At 46.0% G+C, this 17,827-nt stretch carries 20 protein-coding genes; all 20 read right to left on the bottom strand.

Features of this window, described 5'->3' with window-relative positions:
- Positions 1-22: 22 nt before the first annotated feature.
- Positions 23-292 (bottom strand): flagellar biosynthesis protein FliQ, encoded by a 270-nt coding sequence (gene fliQ / locus MY523_RS04795; protein ID WP_250657669.1) that lies wholly within the window; start codon positions 290-292, stop codon positions 23-25.
- A gap of 12 nt (positions 293-304) precedes the next feature.
- Positions 305-1,042, bottom strand: a complete 738-nt coding sequence (gene fliP / locus MY523_RS04790; protein ID WP_250658774.1) for a flagellar type III secretion system pore protein FliP — start codon at positions 1,040-1,042, stop codon at positions 305-307.
- A 31-nt stretch (positions 1,043-1,073) separates the two neighbouring features.
- Positions 1,074-1,601, bottom strand: coding sequence for a flagellar biosynthetic protein FliO (gene fliO, locus MY523_RS04785; RefSeq protein WP_250657668.1), 528 nt, complete (start codon positions 1,599-1,601; stop codon positions 1,074-1,076).
- Positions 1,602-1,679: 78 nt separating this feature from the next.
- Entirely contained in the window at positions 1,680-2,144 is a 465-nt protein-coding gene (fliN, locus tag MY523_RS04780) for a flagellar motor switch protein FliN (protein WP_250658773.1), read from the bottom strand.
- Between the two features lie 34 nt (positions 2,145-2,178).
- A complete protein-coding gene (gene fliM / locus MY523_RS04775) occupies positions 2,179-3,183 on the bottom strand; it encodes a flagellar motor switch protein FliM (RefSeq protein WP_250657667.1) in 1,005 nt (334 codons plus the stop codon).
- A gap of 11 nt (positions 3,184-3,194) precedes the next feature.
- Positions 3,195-3,710 (bottom strand): flagellar basal body-associated FliL family protein, encoded by a 516-nt coding sequence (locus tag MY523_RS04770; RefSeq protein ID WP_250657666.1) that lies wholly within the window; start codon positions 3,708-3,710, stop codon positions 3,195-3,197.
- A gap of 504 nt (positions 3,711-4,214) precedes the next feature.
- The gene (locus tag MY523_RS04765; protein ID WP_250657665.1) at positions 4,215-5,450 is read right to left on the bottom strand and encodes a flagellar hook-length control protein FliK; all 1,236 of its coding nucleotides are present in this window, start codon (positions 5,448-5,450) and stop codon (positions 4,215-4,217) included.
- Positions 5,451-5,655: 205 nt separating this feature from the next.
- Positions 5,656-6,003: an Hpt domain-containing protein gene (locus tag MY523_RS04760; protein WP_250657664.1), complete on the bottom strand. Its 348-nt coding sequence runs from the start codon at positions 6,001-6,003 to the stop codon at positions 5,656-5,658.
- Between the two features lie 71 nt (positions 6,004-6,074).
- Positions 6,075-7,793 carry an ATP-binding SpoIIE family protein phosphatase gene (locus MY523_RS04755; protein WP_250657663.1) on the bottom strand — a complete coding sequence of 573 codons (1,719 nt, stop codon included), beginning with the start codon at positions 7,791-7,793 and terminating at the stop codon, positions 6,075-6,077.
- Between the two features lie 88 nt (positions 7,794-7,881).
- Positions 7,882-8,184 (bottom strand): STAS domain-containing protein, encoded by a 303-nt coding sequence (locus MY523_RS04750; protein WP_250657662.1) that lies wholly within the window; start codon positions 8,182-8,184, stop codon positions 7,882-7,884.
- A 191-nt stretch (positions 8,185-8,375) separates the two neighbouring features.
- A complete protein-coding gene (locus MY523_RS04745) occupies positions 8,376-9,443 on the bottom strand; it encodes a protein-glutamate methylesterase/protein-glutamine glutaminase (RefSeq protein ID WP_250657661.1) in 1,068 nt (355 codons plus the stop codon).
- A 93-nt stretch (positions 9,444-9,536) separates the two neighbouring features.
- Positions 9,537-10,181: a chemoreceptor glutamine deamidase CheD gene (gene cheD / locus MY523_RS04740; protein WP_250657660.1), complete on the bottom strand. Its 645-nt coding sequence runs from the start codon at positions 10,179-10,181 to the stop codon at positions 9,537-9,539.
- Between the two features lie 53 nt (positions 10,182-10,234).
- Entirely contained in the window at positions 10,235-11,056 is an 822-nt protein-coding gene (locus tag MY523_RS04735; protein WP_250658772.1) for a CheR family methyltransferase, read from the bottom strand.
- 73 nt (positions 11,057-11,129) lie between these two features.
- Entirely contained in the window at positions 11,130-11,681 is a 552-nt protein-coding gene (locus tag MY523_RS04730; protein WP_250657659.1) for a chemotaxis protein CheW, read from the bottom strand.
- Positions 11,682-11,733: 52 nt separating this feature from the next.
- Positions 11,734-13,878 carry a chemotaxis protein CheA gene (locus tag MY523_RS04725; RefSeq protein ID WP_250657658.1) on the bottom strand — a complete coding sequence of 715 codons (2,145 nt, stop codon included), beginning with the start codon at positions 13,876-13,878 and terminating at the stop codon, positions 11,734-11,736.
- 69 nt (positions 13,879-13,947) lie between these two features.
- Positions 13,948-14,310 (bottom strand): response regulator, encoded by a 363-nt coding sequence (locus tag MY523_RS04720; RefSeq protein WP_250657657.1) that lies wholly within the window; start codon positions 14,308-14,310, stop codon positions 13,948-13,950.
- 63 nt (positions 14,311-14,373) lie between these two features.
- Positions 14,374-14,640 carry an STAS domain-containing protein gene (locus MY523_RS04715; protein WP_250657656.1) on the bottom strand — a complete coding sequence of 89 codons (267 nt, stop codon included), beginning with the start codon at positions 14,638-14,640 and terminating at the stop codon, positions 14,374-14,376.
- Between the two features lie 238 nt (positions 14,641-14,878).
- Complete coding sequence (fliJ, locus tag MY523_RS04710) at positions 14,879-15,310, bottom strand: flagellar export protein FliJ (RefSeq protein WP_250657655.1); 432 nt, start codon at positions 15,308-15,310, stop codon at positions 14,879-14,881.
- 65 nt (positions 15,311-15,375) lie between these two features.
- A complete protein-coding gene (gene fliI / locus MY523_RS04705; RefSeq protein ID WP_250657654.1) occupies positions 15,376-16,755 on the bottom strand; it encodes a flagellar protein export ATPase FliI in 1,380 nt (459 codons plus the stop codon).
- Entirely contained in the window at positions 16,724-17,806 is a 1,083-nt protein-coding gene (locus tag MY523_RS04700) for a flagellar assembly protein FliH (RefSeq protein WP_250657653.1), read from the bottom strand. Before MY523_RS04700 ends, fliI begins: the two co-directional genes overlap by 32 nt.
- Positions 17,807-17,827 lie beyond the last annotated feature (21 nt).

Raw genomic sequence — 17,827 nt, 5'->3', positions numbered from 1 at the left:
TTAAACATTTGCTTGCACCGAGCTAGCCTATCAACATAGGAATATTAGTCACCAGCCGTTCAAAATACTCAATCAAACGCTGCACCATCCAAGGCCCCATAACAATAATGACGGCCAGGGTAACCAATAAGCGAGGCAAGAAGCTCAGGGTTTGCTCATTTATTTGGGTCGCTGCCTGAAACACGCTCACCATCAGACCAACAACCAGGCTGGGCGTAATGATAACGGTGACCATCAATAAGATGAGGTATAGCGCTTCACGTACCAGCTCTACTGCCACTTCAGGGGTCATTCTGTACGCTCCTCAGATTCCGAAACTGGCGGCGAGAGTACCAATAATAAGCGCCCAGCCGTCAACCAATACAAACAGCATAATTTTAAATGGCAGCGAAATAATCATTGGCGACAACATCATCATCCCCATTGCCATCAATACACTTGCAACCACCATATCGATAATCAAAAAGGGGATAAACAAGATAAACCCAATCTGAAAAGCCGTCTTCAACTCACTTGTTACAAACGCAGGCATCAAAACCCAAAAAGAGACATCCTCAAGTGTTTCATATGTCTTACCGGAAATTCGTACAAACAGGTTTAGGTCATCCTCTCGTGTTTGAGCCAGCATAAAGTCCCTAAAAGGGAGACTCGCCTTTTCCAAGGCCTCCTTTGGCGCAAGTGTTTCATCGAGATAAGGCTGGATTGCGGTTCGGTTCGCCTCTTCCAGAACAGGGGTCATGATAAATATCGTGAGGAATAACGATAAACCAATCAGTATCTGGTTTGAAGGGGTTTGCTGCAGCCCCAGCGCCTGACGCAGAATAGAGAAAGAGATAATAATTCGAGTAAATGATGTCATCATCATTAACGCTGCAGGAAGAAACGTTAATGCCGTCATCAGCGCCAGTATCTGAATAGTTACCGTATACTTTTGCTCACCACCCTCTTCCGTGACCATAGTTAAAGCAGGAATACCAGCAGGCTCAGCAACCGCAGAAAGAGACAACACAGATAGTGCCAAAACGGTGACGCCTGCCAACATCTTATTCAAAGGTCGCCTTCTAGGTAAGGATCTACTCTGCAGAGCCTTTACTAAGGATTGCCTGGAGGCGGCTGGAAAAATCAACAGCGGTTTTATCATTTTTATTAACGACCGGTTCATCAAAAGAATGTAATAAATTAATGTTATGCTGGGTAATACCAACCAGAAGTTGCTTGTCCGCCACCTCAATGAGTGCGATTCGCTCCTTAGCCCCCACAGGGATCGCTGATATGATCTTCATTTGCTGCTGATTTGAAACGGCGAGCCCCGTGAAACGTTTCACGAACCATGCAATGGCAAAAATAAGCGCGATAACAGCGACTAACCCAAGCACGGCGTTTAGCCAGGCAGTCGAGTCTATACCCGGTGAGGGAGCCCGTTTTGAGTTGGCCGCAGGCGGTGCAGGTTCAGCAACTTCGACACTGGCATCATCAGAGTTAACGACGGTTTTACGAGTAACAGCGTCTTTAGCAGCCAGCCGTTCGCTAGACGCTTTGGATACAACCTGAGTTGACTCGACAGCAGAGACAGCGCTTACCAAACACACCGATAAGAGCACTGCCAGCAGGCAACGCCACACTCTCAGATAACACAAAGAACTGAGTTTACAGGGCGCATTGTCCCAACACACCATACGCTATTTCAACCGTTTAATACGTTCTGATGGACTCACTACATCCGTTAAGCGAATACCGAACTTTTCATTCACCATAACCACTTCCCCATGGGCAATCAGCGTACCATTGACCAGTACATCAAGCGGCTCACCAGCCAGTCGATCAAGCTCAACAACGGACCCCTGGTTGAGTTGCAGCAAGTTCCGGATAGGAATTTGAGTGCTCCCGACCTCCATAGAAATCATAACGGGAATATCAAGAATAACATCCAGGTCAGGGTTTACACCTGAAGCACCTCCTTGTGCGGGCGTGCTTTCAAAATTCTCAAGTGGCGCAGCTTTAATATCATCATCACTTTTGTCGCCTTCGGTAGCCTCGGCTTCTGCCATCGCTGCAGCCCACTCATCATCGACACTATTGGCATCATCTCCAGATTCAGCCATGGCTGCGCCCCACTCCTCGGCTAACTTCTCGTCTTCTGTCATTCCTGCTTCACCCTGCTCCTCAGGTACATCATTTTCACTCATCTTTGTCATCACTCCCGGTTTTACTCAAGAAAGACTCCTGCCGCCCAACCCGGCTCTCAATTTTTAACGCCAAACTTGGGCCTAGGCTCCCGACCTTAGCTTTGAACATGGGGATTTTGTTCGCCGTCATTGTCACAACCTCAGGGATATCCACTGGAATAACATCCCCTGGTTGCAGGTTAGAAACATCCCTTAGAGATATCTGCTTCTCAACCAATGTTGCATTAATCGGAATTTGCGCATCAAGAATATCCTGCTGGAGTGCTTTTACCCAACGTTCATCAACATCATCAATGTCACTTTGCACACCCGCATCCAGAACCTCGCGGATAGGTTCAATCATTGAATAAGGCACCGCGACATGTAAATCACCGCCACCGCCATCAAGCTCAATATGGAACGTGCTAACAACCACCACTTCACTTGGGCTAACAATATTAGCCATAGCCGGGTTAACTTCAGAGTTAACATATTCAAAGTCAACCTTCATCACCGCATTCCAAGCCTCTTTCATATCGATAAAGACTTGCTCAAGTACCATTTGAACGACACGAATTTCAGTTGGCGTAAACTCTCTACCCTCAATTTTTGCGTGTCGGCCATCTCCCCCAAAAAAGTTATCCACCAGTTTAAAGACTAGTTTGGCATCGAATATAAACAGTGCCGTACCGCGAAGCGGTCTTATTTTGACAAGATTCAAACTCGTTGGAACATAAAGCGTATGGATGTATTCGCCAAATTTTAAAATCTGAATCCCCCCTGTTGCCACATCCGCATTTCTGCGCAACAGGTTAAATAGACTTATTCGGGTGTACCTGGAAAATCGCTCATTAATCATTTCCAGCGTGGGCATTCGCCCACGAACAATACGATCTTGGCTGGCAAGGTCATAACTCCTGACACCTTCATCATCAAGGTCGTCATCGGTATCAATGTCACCGTCATCAACGCCATGTAAGAGCGCATCAATTTCGTCTTGTGATAATAAATCCTGCACTTGCCTTCCCGTTATTGCATGACAAAATTAGTAAATAATACCTGCTCAATCGACGAGCCACTGGCCTCTTTCTCAAGCATTTCGTTAATCAGGCTTAAAGACGCGTCTCGCAGTGCAGTTTTGCCTTCTGCGGTTTGAAGCTTTTCAAAGTCCTGCCCACTAAACAGCATGATCAATTTATTACGAATCAAAGGCATATGCAGCTCCATAGTGTCTAAAGATGCTTGATCACGACTTTGAACCGACACAAAAACCTGCATATAACGCTGTCGACCAGCAACATCATAGGTCACAACAAAAGGGGGCTTGATATCCAAATACACGGCTGGCTTTTTGACCTCCTCAACGGCGGCCTGCTCCTCACCAGCTTCAGATTCACCACCATCACCCTTTAAGAAAAAAAGCGTAGCGCCAATTGAAAGTCCGATTGAAAGTATTACCACGATTGCCACAATGATAATAAGTTTCTTGTTTGACTTACCGCCCTGCTCTTCTTGATTTTCGCCTTTCTTATCGTCTGCTGCCATGTCAAATTCTCGTCATTAATCCCCATGACACCCGTCATGCCTAGATATAGAGCAATCCTTGTGCCAATAAATTTCAACTATTCAATCAGTTATAACTCATTTCTAATATTCATTGTAGCCTATTAAGCTAAGAGATAAATCTGATTGAGAAGAACAAGACAGTATTTGTCTGTTGGCGAGGAAAAGATGGGCTGCGCACCAAAGACTTCGAGATACCCGTAGCCGTGATACAGCGCAGCAGAGCCAAGGAGCCCGCCACACTGAAATCTCAAATAGTCCAACCCTGATTTCAGTCGTACCTCCTTTCATCAAGGCTACAACTTATATGCGCTTACGCACCAAATAATGTTAGAAATCATCAACCGCTACGCTTAAGCAAGCGCTATTCGGATCTGGAGTAACAAATGAAGACCTGGAATTTTGAAGATTCACAACATAGCGGACATAGCAATAGAATAAATATTACAACTAACAGGGTAGCTACCGATCAATCAGCCCTCCCCGCTATGCGTAAAAATCAACCAGGTTATCCAGCGTAATTGAGTCAGTGTCACTTACCGTCCTATCCCGGCTCAAGCTATCTTCTCCATCGCTACCAGATTGGCCGCCCCCCTCGCCTTCGACATCTTCACCAGATTGTTGCTGAGAAGATTGATCAGATACATCAACGTGCGCCAGGTCAACACCGTTCTCACTCATCATTTCACGAAGCCGGCTAACATTCATTTCCAGCAACTCACGAACACCTTGATGCTGGCTATTAAAGGTGACTGTTGCCTGGTCATTCTGAACATTTATCTTAACCTCCATGGGGCCAAGATCTTGAGGGTTGAGGTGTATCTCCGCAAATTGGATTTTTTGATTCGCTAACCAGATGATTTTATCATTGACCTTGTCTCCCCAAGCACCTTGAGAAACCGGCAAATCAACCGACGTCGTATAGGTCTTCAAGGTCGACTGGCTTTCCTTCAACTGAATATCGTTGAAACGAAAAACCTCTTTCACATTTGCCTCACCATCGATATCGACATCAACCTCCAGTTCGGCTAATGACTCTACGCCTTTTTCAAGTGATGCCTTGAGTTGCTCCAACGTCATCAACTTTTCCGTGGGTTGTGACAAAAGCGCATCATCGCTCAGTGCGCCTGCACTTGCAGCAGCACCACTCATTGCAGACGTCGGATTCATAGATTGACTTAAAGTAACAGATTGACTATATGCTGACAGATTGCCGGAGGCTTCCGCTACACTATTTGCCAGTTCGAGTTTGTTGCCAAGTACCGCTGAAGCGTTAAGCAAAGCAGAGTCTTCTTCAGTTTCTGAAATAAGCGTCAGAGGGTCTGTTGAATCGGTTGCTTCTGGGTCTAAAGCTGCCGCTTGCTGACTCTCAAGCGCATCCAACTCACTCAGCGATAACCCGTGCGCCATTTCACCTGATAACTCTTCCTGAGAGATATCTGCGTATTCGCTACTAGCCGCCTGCTCAGGCAATTCTTCGCCGTTTTGCTCAACGTCAGCGGCAACAGATGCCCCTTTGGAATTAGGTTTTACGTCATTCTGACTGTTTTTTGCGTCATGGGCAGACTTCGAGTCAGACACTTTATCCTGGGTATTTCTTTCCTGCTTACTCAACTCTTTCTCAAAGCTGTCGGCCTCAGCACCACGGCTCTCTGACGCGCTAGCCTTGGGCTTATTGCTAGAATGACTTGTTAAATCAATAGATACCGGTAGTGAATTCATAAGCTGCTCTGTAATAAACAATTGATCAACAAAACGCGAGTAAAGCCATACCGGCCTCAGTAGTTCGAGCCAATATAACCAGATCAAGATCGGTATTCACGACTGAACACACAATCTCTCTCAGTTAATCAGCAAAATACAGACCAGAATATCAGGAGGGGGAAATACTGGTTACAAAAAACCTAAACCCATAAATGGAAATGCACTAGGATAGCTGTTCTTTTAGCAGCTCAGCAACCCTGGAAAACTCTCGTTCTATTTCAGTCACAAGTTCATCAATACCTTCCAAGTCGCCTTTTTTGCCTTTAACTTCGGCATCCATGCAGAGCTGTGCAAGCACAGGGACACCAATATTGGTACAGCTTCCTTTAAAACTATGTGCGGCTCGGGAGAGAGACTCCGCATCTCGTGCTGAAGCAGCACCTTGAATCTGAATAATCCGTTCGGCTGAATCGTGCAGGAACGTTTCCAATAAAATATCAAACTCTTCTTCCATTACCTCTTTTAATTCAGCAAGCGCTGAAAAATCGAGATGTTCCATATTTTCACTCATAGATTAACCTATTTGCTATCCAAGTCTGGCGATATCAACGTATAAATTCATAATAGACAACTTTAGCAAGATTAACGACCCTCGCTAATCTCTGGTTGCCAGGCAAATTCGGCTTCCACAGTACTGCCTGTTCCTGTGTATTCGAAGTGCCGACATAGAGAAACCAGTAATGGTATTCCTCGGCCCGAATAACGGTCATTGCTCATTTTTGCTTGCTTGAAGCCACTATAATCAAACCCTGTACCGCTATCCTCAATTTTTATTTTTAGCAGCCCACCCATGCCTTCTGGAACGTGATCAACTGAAATTTTGACCCACTCATCCTCCAGCCGCTCTAACCGCTCTGCCCTTAGCGCATAATATTGAGAAAAACCTTCCGGCGAATTTTTCAGCCCAGAATCCAATTTCAGTACACCATGCTCTAGAGCGTTAGAGGTCAACTCTGCCAGAATGGTGTAAACCTGCCCGCTAAACAGACGAAGACCCGGCACCTCCATAATGACATGAAGCAATAACGGTAATGGGTTAAAGTCTTTAAGGGTTTTCCCCCGGAGTTCATAACAAAGTGCCCAGTTTACCGGCCCAATCAATGCACTCTTAAGAAGGTTGGAACTCACATCTGTTGATAGATCTTCCTCTCTGACCATTTCCACTTCTACCATGGTCAGGTCGTCATCACGCTCTCCTTCACCAATAAAGCTATGAACCCTCTGTTTTATACTGGAGAACAGCTCAGCAGCTTCGTGTTGCTCCTGATAGACCTGATAAAGCCGATCTTCACCAAACATTTCGCCACTAACATTACGGGCTTCAATAATTCCGTCTGACCACATAAAGAAGCGGTCTCCAGGAGACATCTCATAACGATAAGTTTCTGTCGCAAAGCGGCTTGCCTCTAACACCCCCAACGGGAGGTGATTAGATGATATTTTAATCAGCTCGCCATTGGTTCTATAAATAATAGCTTCCGGTAACCCGCCAACCCATATCTCTACGTCTCCCCTTGCGAAGCTCATATCTATCATGCACGCACAGCAAAAAAAGCCAACAGGCAGGATTTGTTTTAACTTTTGGTTGATCTCCCTGAGCACGTCCGTCATGGCAAAACCTTTATTGGTCATACCATAGAATATTTCTGCAATTGGCATCGCGCCTATCGCGGCAGGAAGTCCGTGGCCGGTAAAATCTCCGAGTAACACATGCATTCCACCCGACGGTTTTTGGCAGGCCAATAACACATCACCATTAAAAACGGACAACGGGGATAACAAGTGTTTGATGTTCTTTGCATGGAGGCAGCCAAGGTGAGCCACGTTATCGAAAACAGTTTTGGCTACTTGCTGTTCCTGAAGGAGGTGTTCATTGTTCTCTGCAATCTGGTCTCGTTGAAACTGCAGCGTACTATGCATGATACGCATTCGATTAAATGCGTTAATTTTGGCCTGTAAGATAACACGGTTGTATGGCTTGGATAAGAAATCATCACCGCCCGCATCCAGACACTTGGCTAATGATGGTGCATCCGTGAGAGAGGTCAGGAATATAATCGGCACTAATTCCTCACCCGCAAGCTGCTTAATACGTCTGGCCGCTTCAAAGCCGTCCATTCGAGGCATCAAGGCGTCCATCAAAACAATCTCCGGGGCAGACTGTTTAAACTTATCTACTGCTTCTACGCCATCTCTAGCCGTTACCACTTTATGACCTTGCTTACGAACGATAGCTTGTAAGATCATACGATCAGAGTCATTATCATCCGCAATCAAAATTTTAAGTGGCTCTGCGTCCATCAGTCCCCCTAGAGTAGCCTGTTATGGCTGGCTGCGAGAAAAAACCTTGCGCAGCGCCATTCAATGCGTGACCGAACGGCTGAATAACTTACTTAATTACAAACAACTGTTCGAAATTAGATATTGTAAGAATCTTCTTAACGTCGCTATTACAATTGCTAATGGACACATTAGCGTGATCTCCGCCCGCAAAGTCCCTCAGCAACAATAACATCCCCAATGCAGAGCTATCCAAATAGGTCGTCTCTTTCATATCGATAAGATACTCTTTTACGTTATCGTTATTCTCGTAAGAGTCCCTGAACTCCTGGTGCGAACTAAAGTCAAAACGCCCCTGAATCCTTATAGTCAATACACTACCGTCCGCTGACTTGCTCGTTGTAATAGACATTTCGCCCCCTGATCAATAAAGCGCTGCTTCAATGCAGCAATGAAAAACTGTTTATACTGAAATTTAGCCAATTTTGCTACTTTGGAATGACAAAGCGACCAAATATGCGTACTCCAGACTACCTGTAACAAATTAATAACTAAGAGAAATAATAAACACTAAATACAAAAAAGGTAAATTATAAATTGTATCTAGCTCAAATTTTGTCGATTACTACAGCAACTCAGTGCTTTTGAAAATATTTTTTCCAACGGCAATACATCTACCGCAGCACCTATTGCAACAGCGGCACCCGGCATCCCCCATACCACACTACTTTCTTTGTCCTGTGCAATGGTATGGCAACCTGCATCTCGCATCTTCAACAAACCGTTAGCGCCATCCTTACCCATACCCGTCAGTAATACGCCAACAACCTTACTCCCGGCGGCGTCCAATACCGACTCAAACATCACGTCTACAGCCGGGCGATGGCGATTCACCGGCTCAGACTTATCCAGCTTAGTGTAGTAGGCGCCGCCTTTATAGACTATTTTCAAATGGTGATCGCCAGGGGCGAGGTACGCGCAACCATTCTCCAGTTTCATATCGTCTTTGGCCTCAAAGACAGAAATATCGCAGATTCGATTCATTCTATCAGCATAGGTGGCGCTAAAAACCGGAGGAATATGCTGCGACAACAACACCGGCGGACAGTTAACAGGCATACCCAGCAAGACTTCTTTAATGGCTTCTGTGCCTCCTGTCGATGCCCCAATGGCGATAATATAGCCGGGTCTAAAACCGTAAGGCGCTGATTTCTCCCTCTCGATGGGAATACGGCTGCGCGCATTCTGCATACGTTCCAGTGTATATACATTGGCCGTTGCCGCAGTTCTAACCTTTTCAATAATATCGATTGAGTACTGATGTAAACCTTGCACCTGATCAACCTTGGGTTTGGGAAGGTAATCAACGGCCCCTAAATCTAACGCTTCAAGCGTCGCTGGAGCCCCCTTTTCAGTCAGTGTTGATATCATTACCACGGGCATTGGCCTAAGCTTCATCAAATTTCGCAGAAACGAAATGCCATCCATCTTGGGCATTTCAATATCCAGTGTTAATACGTCAGGATTGAGCTGCTTTATTTTGTCTCGCGCATCATAGGGATCTACCGCAACGCCAACCACTTCGAGATCGTCTGCTGAATTAATTATCTGGCTCAATAGTTGGCGAATAAGCTCGGAGTCATCAACCACCAATACTTTCACTTTACTCACTGACGACTCTCCTTAAACCACTCTCAATACCAACCATGCCTACAACTGCCTCCCCTAACAAACGACACAACTGTCGCCTAAACACACCTGATGCTAAAACAACTCAACCTCGCCCGAGGCTGGCTTCTTATTAATATCCTCAATATATGCTTTTTCACGCTGTATAATTGTGTCGTTTCTTGTTTGCTTCATTTTTCTCACTTTAACCGCGCCCGTATCTGGGAAATAGAGCACCTTTCTCGGAAATGAACCTCCCACATCCGACGCAGCTATTTGTAAGCCCTCGTCTGACAGGTAGTGTTTTACAAACTCGATATTCCGAAGCCCGATGTTTGTCATATTTGACAGCACGTTTCCGCCACCAAACACTTTAACCTCAAGGTTCTTCCGCTCACCTCCGGCCTTCAGTATCTCGTTGATAAGAAACTCCATCGCCCAATTTCCATAACGAGACGCTGAACTGATATGATTCGACCCCCATTGCGATGACGAGTGCTCACCTTGAACAGGCAGCATAAAGTGGTTCATTCCGCCAATGCCATGAATCCTGTCCCTGATACAGGCAGATACGCAGGATCCTAATACCGTAACAATCATCTCACCATGCAAGCTGACATAGAGTTCCCCTGGCATAATCTTGGCTGCGGCCAGGTTCATCCTTTTGTCCCAGTATCGATTTATATGTTCGAACCCTGGCAATGCCCGAGGGGCCTGAATTTTGATATCGCCATTTTTCATTAATGACCTATTAACTCTTGTTTTACTTTAAAATACTGCTTTCATGTACATCGTTAACGTATCTTTTTATATATGGTTTTTCCCAACGAAGTGAATCGCTCTGTTACTTTATGAAGCGATTCCGAGTGCCCTATAAACAGGTACCCTCCATCAGCCAAAATGTCCGCATAACGATCAAACAGCTGTCGCTGCGTATCCTTGTTAAAGTAAATCACGACATTTCTGCAAAAAATAATATCGAACGGCCCCTTCATGGGCCAATCTTCCAGTAAATTAAGCCGCTTGAAGCGCAAACACTGTTGTAACGCGGGCTTTACCTTAACAACCTCCGGGTTTTGGCTATCTTTATAAAACCACTTCTTTTTGCTCTGCTCCGTCAGCGTGTCAATTCTTGAGATGTCATAAACCCCATTATGGCCGTGACTCAGCACATTTGAGTCCAGGTCAGTAGCCAGAATTTTGCAATCCCAGCGCGCCATATCCATATTCTCATTTACGGTAATTGAGAGGCTATAGGGCTCCTCCCCCGTCGAGCAGCCTGCAGACCAGATTCTTAGGCGCTTATTGAGGCTGTTTTTACGCTGAATGTCTGGCAGAGCCGTCTCTTTTAGAAAATCAAAATGATGGGGCTCTCGAAAAAACGAGGTTAAGTTGGTTGTTATTGCATTAATAAAAAGACTAATTTCCGGAGAGGATGAATCCGATATTAATTCACAGTATTGGTCAAAGTTAGACAGCCCCAATGCACGGGTTCGCCTGGCAAGACGCCCATAAACCATATCGCGCTTATGCGCGCCAAGAACTATTCCGGTATAGTTATGGGCTAGCGCACTAATGACCTCAAAATTCTCGTCGGTCATTGGGAATTCACGCACTTGTGTAGGTATTGCCATAGCCCTCTTACATCTGCCAAATTGATAGTATCGAAAAATTAATGCTCAGGAACCACTAACCAAGTTTTGCACGCCCAACCTCACTAAGATCAACATCATCAGGTGCAGTGAGCAGCTTATTAATATCAAGAAGGATGACCATTTTATCTTCGCTACTCCCTAATCCCTTAACAAAAGCAGTATTTTTGTTAAATGTTAATTCTGGTGCGGGGTGTATATCAGCAGTGGAGAAATTGCTCACATCAGAGACGGCATCAACCACAATCCCCATAATTTTTTCACTGTTGCCTGATTTTACTTTCACCACTATGACGACCGTTACGGGGCTGTATTCAAACTGCTCAATTCCAAACCGAAGGCGTAGATCAGTTATAGGAACAATCGCACCACGCAAGTTAATAACACCTTTCAAGTAGGCGGGTGAATTCGGAATTTCAGTCGCAGGCTCCCAACCCCTTATCTCCTGAACCGACAAAATATCGACGCCATATTCCTCATTATCAATGAAAAACGTCAGATACTGCTCAGAGGGCTCATGGGCGATGGCATCACTAATTTCTTCGTTAATGCGCGCCACATCAGCATCAGCACTCTGTTGCTCAGCCATTTACTCTCCCTCCAGCATATTGGCGCTCTCGTTAGAGCATTCCCGGTTAATGTCATGCCGCACAGTCATCACCATTACTCACGGTTTTATACTCGTAACGTTGAACGCCGGAAAGTTTAATTAGCCCTGAGATATCAAGGATCAGCGAGACGGTTCCATCTCCCAGAATTGTCGCGCCAGACACCCCTTCCACCTTTTTATAGTTCTCTTCCAAACTCTTAATCACCACTTGCTGCTGGGCTTCAAGATCATCAATTAGAATGGCTACTTTCATATTATCCCCTTCCACCACCACAAGCAGACCGTCTTCCATTTCGTTGCCATCCGGCTTTATGTTAAAAATTGAGGACAATCTGATAATCGGTACGTACTCATCACGTAACCTGAGCAAATCGCAGCCACCGACAACCCTGTGCAACATACGCTGGAATGACTGTATTGACTCAACAATAGAGATAAGGGGAAGGATATAAATGTGTTTTCCGACACGAATCAGCTGACCATCCAATATCGCCAAAGTAAGCGGTAGTCTGATGGTAAACGTACTCCCCTCTCCTTCAACTGATTCAACCTCAACTGATCCGTTTAGCTCATTGATATTTCGGCGAACCACATCCATTCCAACGCCTCTGCCTGAGATATCAGATATCTGATCGGCAGTAGAGAAACCCGGCCTGAAAATAAGATCATGAATTTGATCATCTGCCAACGCATCACCATCAGCCACAAGCCCGTTTTGCTTTGCTTTTTCAAGAATTCTCGTTTTGTTAAGGCCCGCGCCATCATCGATAATTTGAATGACAATATTGCCCCCTTGATGGAAGGCGTTCAGGGTAATGGTGCCAGTTTCGGGTTTGCCTGATTTAACTCGCTGTTCTGGCGTTTCAATACCATGATCCAGAGAGTTGCGAACCAAATGAACAAGCGGGTCACCAATCCTTTCCATCACCGTTTTGTCCAGTTCAGTCTGCTCACCAAGCATCTTTAGCTCAATTTTTTTGCCCATTGACCGGCTCAGATCGTGAACCAAACGAGGGAAACGGCTAAACGTAAAGCTAATCGGCAACATCCGAATGCGCATAACACTTTCTTGTAATTCTCTTGTATTCTGGCTCAGCTGCTCAATACCTTCGAGCAGGCGCGGCAAACTATCCATAGAAAAATCAAGCCCAAGTTCACCCAGCATAGACTGCGTTATAACAAGCTCACCTACCATATTGATCAAGTCATCGACCTTATCTATTCCAACCCTTATCGAAGAGACTTCCACCTTCGACTTATCCTTAGGCTCAACCGAAGAAGGCTTGGTGGGTTCTTTTGATGAAGCGGCAGGACTAACAGCCGGGCTTGAATTGGACGCCGGGCTAACAGGCGCAACACGCTGTTCCTGTTGCTCTGGCGGTGCTTGCTCGGCAATATCGGGCTGTTCATCATGGCTATCAACCTTGTCCGCGCTATCACCTGAAGACAACGGTTCAATGGTCAATTCACTTTCATCAACGACCCATTCAAACACCTCCTCGACAGTAGACTTGTCAACATCAGCCTCCAGTAGCAGTGTCCAGGCCAGGTAACACGCTTCAGGGTCAATTGAGTTAATAGGAGGAAGTTGCGATATATCAGCCGTAACAGTTAAAGGCCCAAGAGATTCAAGCTCCCTGAACATCCGCAATGGATCATTGCCAGTGCGCATCACGTCTAATTCAGGCTTAAAGTAAATTTTCCACCCTGATGATGCTGAGCTATCTGACTCTCCAGACTCAGACAGCGCATCAGACGGGTCGACCTCAGAAGTGTCAGAAGCCTGACCTTTAGACAAAATGGCTTCAAACGTTTGTTGTATTTCTGCTGCTTCGGGGATCTCACAGGGTTCGCCTGCATCATGCTGCTGAATCATCCGGCGAATACAGTCTACGGACTTCAGGAACAGGTCTACAATCTCTAATGTAATTTGCCTTGAGCCACTGCGAATCTCATCGAGTAGCGTTTCAACAACATGAGTAAAGCTGGCTACATCATTAAACCCAAATGTCCCGCTGCCTCCCTTGATAGAGTGAGCTGCTCGAAATATTTCGTTAATTGTCTCTGAGTCTACGTTATCTGGCTGCAAGTTCAGCAGCGCAGATTCCATGACATCAAGGCCTTCATAACTTTCTTCGAAGAACACCTGGTGAAACTGACTAAGATCGATACTCATGGCCCAGAACCAACATTTATATGTTTGTTAAAATGCTATCGAAAAGCATGTATGTCACTCAATACGCCGTTAGCCCAGCACTTTTTTTATCGTGGCCAGCAACTGATCAGGGTTAAAAGGCTTAACAAGCCAACCTGTTGCACCCGCCTGTTTACCCTCCATTTTTTTGTCGCCTGTTGACTCTGTCGTTAACATCAAAATAGGAGTGAATTTATAATTGGGTAACGCTCTTAACTCTTTTACCAGTGTCAAACCATCCATGACCGGCATATTTACATCAGAGAGAACCAGATCCACCTGAGTTTCTTTTGCTTTTTCCAGTGCCTGCTGTCCGTCTGCGGCTTCAACAACTTGGTGCCCCGCGCCTTTAAGCGTGAAACTCACCATTTGGCGCATGGATGCTGAATCATCTACAGCCAAAATTATTGCCATCTGTAACTCCATATTTTAGGTTAATTGTTTGTATTTGACGGTTAGGGTTGAACATCAAGCGATCTAAAGTCGAAGTAGCTCTTTTAACCCTAATGTAGCAGCGGAACAACATAAAACATCTGAAGGCTCCTTCCAGGATGCAGCAACACCTGCCTCATCCATGGCAGAAAAGAATGACCCCAAAAGCTGCAGCACAGCAGTATCGACTCTCATTACTTCAGAGCCATCAATAACTACCGGGCTGCTTTCCTGGAATATCTTTTCCAACTGGCTACTCAGCGCTTCTGCTTGAGCTATTCCACAATTACTTTCGAGAACTAATTCAGCCATACCACTCATGCTAAAATCCGCTTATAACCTTACTGCTCCATCTTCATTGTGCACACACAGCAAGCCACAACAGGCCCCAGCACTATGCGCCATCTATTACCTAACTCTAGTCGGCTTTTCGGAATTTGCTAAAAAAATCCATAGATTTCAATAACTGATGATAAAAACCAGAGATATAAGGGGGTTTAGAAAAGAGAGGTGTAAAAAAGGAGTATCAGACAGCTCAAGAGCGTTGAGGTTAGTGCCGCTTACGCTGGGAAAGCTCGTCGATCATCTGTTGTTCTTTTTTATCAATTTCCCGGTCTTCTTCATCTCTAAACCGGTCTATCAAGCCATCCATACCTTTCTGTTTTTCGTAAAGTGATTGCCAATGAAGTCTGGCTTTACTGAATTGCTCTTCTGCCAGCGTAACAGCTTTCTGCTGCTGCTCGATCGCCCCGCCCACTTGAGAAAGAAAGTGTTGGTATGTGGCGCAGTTCTCTGCGGTCGCGCCAGTAGAAAACGCATCACGCAGGGCTTGTTGATACTCTTGCTGATATTGAATAAGTTCCTGTAATTTAGCGCGCTGCTGATTGAGGCTACTTTGCGCGGTCTGCATCGCCTTTAACGCCTCATCCTCTTTTCTTTTTGCCAATTCAAGAACAACTTGTAACCTTTTTGATCTTCTCATAACAAGCCTTGGCTATCTTTACAGGGGCCGATTTACTGAGGCCGTTTTTACTAAGTCCGTCTTTACTAAGATTGGGCCTGGTTTTGCTCAGTTTCAGGTTGTGCAGCACCGCCGCCTTCACCAATGACCTGCGCCAACGCTTCAACGCTCATCGGGTAAGGGGACTTATCATGCAAACTTTGCTGTAAAAACCGTTTCATAGGCTCAATACGCTCAATCGCAAAGTCTGTTTCAGGGTCTGAGCCAGGCACATAGGCGCCAACGCTTATAAGGTCTTTTGCTTGCTGGTATCGGGCGTATACCTGTTTGAATTTCTGCGCATTTTTCATATGTTCAGGACTTACGATGTGAGGCATTACCCGGCTAATCGAGGCTTCCACATCAATAGCGGGATAGTGCCCCTCCTCTGCCAAGCGTCTGGATAGCACAATATGACCATCAAGAATTGCCCTTGACGCATCTGCAATAGGATCCTGCTGGTCATCCCCTTCTGTAAGTACCGTATAGAACGCGGTGATTGAGCCACCTCCCGGCCGCCCATTTCCTGCCCGCTCTACCAGCTGGGGTAGTTTTGCAAACACCGATGGCGGATATCCCTTGGTTGCAGGAGGCTCGCCAACAGCCAACGCAATCTCTCTTTGAGCTTGTGCATAGCGAGTTAGCGAGTCCATCAACAGAAGAACATTTTTACCTTGATCTCTGAAGTACTCAGCAACACGCGTTGTTAACATCGCCGCGCGAAGTCTCATCAATGGAGAGTCGTCGGCGGGCGCTGCAATGACAACAGATTTCGCCAACCCTTCTGGCCCCAAAATATCTTCAATAAACTCCTTTACTTCTCGGCCACGCTCACCGATTAACCCGACGATGGTAATGTCTGCCGATGTAAACTTTGTCATCATTCCCAGCAGCATACTTTTACCAACGCCACTGCCAGCAAAAAGCCCCAGGCGCTGTCCTGTGCCGACCGATAACATGCTGTTGATTGCACGTATACCCACATCCATTGACTCTCTTATTGGCGCACGATCCAACGGGTTAATGGTTTGACCGTTATAAGGAATGTGAGCGTTTGGCTGTAAAGGCCCTAAGTTGTCAAGCGGCTCAGCCGCACCATTTATCACCCGACCTAACAAATTAAAACCAACAGGGATATGGCCTGCACTATCAATAGGAATAACCCGTGCCCCCGGTTTCAAACCATCAATGGCGGTTAACGGCATTAAAAACATTCTCTCACCGTCAAACCCGACCACCTCTGCCTCTACAGGCTGCAAACCACTGCCCACGATTAAACAGCGTTCGCCAACGACCATCGGACAACCTACGGCCTCAAGCGTTAGCCCGACCATACGGGTGAGCCGCCCAGTTACCTCTGGCGGCACCTCTTGAGGCACCAGGCCTTGATATTGTTTAATTCTCTCGGGAAGGTTCATTTGAGTCATCACCAGGCTGGGTCGCCGGGTTAGGCGGCTCTGCCGTCGAGCCAGAAGATTCAGTCATTAAGTTAGAGGTTTGAGTCTCACTTGATAAATCTGAGGAGGGGTTTTCTTTTATGCTATCTGTCCCATCTTCAGCTTCACTGTCTAAAGATGGCTTGTCAATTCCGTCAGGGCTATTTCCGTCAGCGCTATTTCCGTCAGGGCTCTGTCCGTGTGCATTTTCGTCCTCTTCACTTTCAAGCACGTCCCGGTGAAAGTCTGTCATATCGTCCATAGAGTCTGCCAAGTCCGGTACTTCATCAGTTGGCAAGCTTGAGGAGTGCTGATCCAGCATCTGTTGAACTGTTTTCTGAAAACGCTTTTCTACCGTTGCATCTATCTGGCTGTGCAGGGTTTCAACCTTACACCCACCAGGTAAAATTTCATCAGATTTAATAACCTGAACACCTTCTGCAATAGCGTCGGTAACAGCCACGACCGTTTCGAAATCTTCACTATTGACCCAGACTTTTACATTTGACGCGCTTGTTGGCAGTGACGCTAATGCATCGCTGAGCGTTTTGCGAACTTGTTGGCTATCAATAGATAGCTCTCGCATTATCACTGCGCGGCTAATTGCCAGCACAAGATTCAGCAAAGCCTCTTCAAGCTCGTCTTCATGCAGCTTTATTGGGTCAAGCAGTTGCTTCATTATGCTGTTCAGTCGAGCGATATTTTCATCAATCTCACTCTGCTTTTGCTGTTGTCCTGCTGCCTGACCTTCCTGAAGGCCTTGTTGCTTACCGCTTTCAAGCCCTTCCTGAAAGCCTTTTTCAAGCCCTTCCTTATGACCGGCCTGTAACCCTTCCTCTTTTCCCTGATCAAAACCGGCTTGATAAGCCTCTAGCCGTATCTTCTCTAGATCAGCTGCGGTTAGTGGTTTAACCGGTATCTCGGCTGATGACACCTGCGAGCGAATAACGTCATTCCCTCCCGGCTGCATAGATGGCAGTTCCCATCGCTCATATGCAGTTAACTGATCAGCAGGAATCCGATTACTTTTTTTATCTGGCATATTGAACCTCACAACGGTTCA

Source organism: Alkalimarinus coralli, from assembly GCF_023650515.1.
Classification (GTDB): domain Bacteria; phylum Pseudomonadota; class Gammaproteobacteria; order Pseudomonadales; family Oleiphilaceae; genus Alkalimarinus; species Alkalimarinus coralli.
The sequence above is the reverse complement of the archived record's forward strand: the minus strand, read 5'-3'. Positions and strand labels throughout refer to the sequence as shown.

Bases quoted from the DNA above. Each gene is read 5' to 3' on its own strand.
- fliQ (WP_250657669.1), bottom strand. From the start codon at position 292: ATGACCCCTGAAGTGGCAGTAGAGCTGGTACGTGAAGCGCTATACCTC.
- fliP (WP_250658774.1), bottom strand. From the start codon at position 1,042: ATGTTGGCAGGCGTCACCGTTTTGGCACTATCTGTGTTGTCTCTTTCT.
- fliN (WP_250658773.1), bottom strand. From the start codon at position 2,144: ATGACAGAAGACGAGAAGTTAGCCGAGGAGTGGGGCGCAGCCATGGCT.
- MY523_RS04770 (WP_250657666.1), bottom strand. From the start codon at position 3,710: ATGGCAGCAGACGATAAGAAAGGCGAAAATCAAGAAGAGCAGGGCGGT.
- MY523_RS04765 (WP_250657665.1), bottom strand. From the start codon at position 5,450: ATGAATTCACTACCGGTATCTATTGATTTAACAAGTCATTCTAGCAAT.
- MY523_RS04760 (WP_250657664.1), bottom strand. From the start codon at position 6,003: ATGAGTGAAAATATGGAACATCTCGATTTTTCAGCGCTTGCTGAATTA.
- MY523_RS04755 (WP_250657663.1), bottom strand. From the start codon at position 7,793: ATGGACGCAGAGCCACTTAAAATTTTGATTGCGGATGATAATGACTCT.
- MY523_RS04750 (WP_250657662.1), bottom strand. From the start codon at position 8,184: ATGTCTATTACAACGAGCAAGTCAGCGGACGGTAGTGTATTGACTATA.
- cheD (WP_250657660.1), bottom strand. From the start codon at position 10,181: ATGAAAAATGGCGATATCAAAATTCAGGCCCCTCGGGCATTGCCAGGG.
- MY523_RS04730 (WP_250657659.1), bottom strand. From the start codon at position 11,681: ATGGCTGAGCAACAGAGTGCTGATGCTGATGTGGCGCGCATTAACGAA.
- MY523_RS04725 (WP_250657658.1), bottom strand. From the start codon at position 13,878: ATGAGTATCGATCTTAGTCAGTTTCACCAGGTGTTCTTCGAAGAAAGT.
- MY523_RS04720 (WP_250657657.1), bottom strand. From the start codon at position 14,310: ATGGCAATAATTTTGGCTGTAGATGATTCAGCATCCATGCGCCAAATG.
- MY523_RS04715 (WP_250657656.1), bottom strand. From the start codon at position 14,640: ATGGCTGAATTAGTTCTCGAAAGTAATTGTGGAATAGCTCAAGCAGAA.
- fliJ (WP_250657655.1), bottom strand. From the start codon at position 15,310: ATGAGAAGATCAAAAAGGTTACAAGTTGTTCTTGAATTGGCAAAAAGA.
- fliI (WP_250657654.1), bottom strand. From the start codon at position 16,755: ATGACTCAAATGAACCTTCCCGAGAGAATTAAACAATATCAAGGCCTG.
- MY523_RS04700 (WP_250657653.1), bottom strand. From the start codon at position 17,806: ATGCCAGATAAAAAAAGTAATCGGATTCCTGCTGATCAGTTAACTGCA.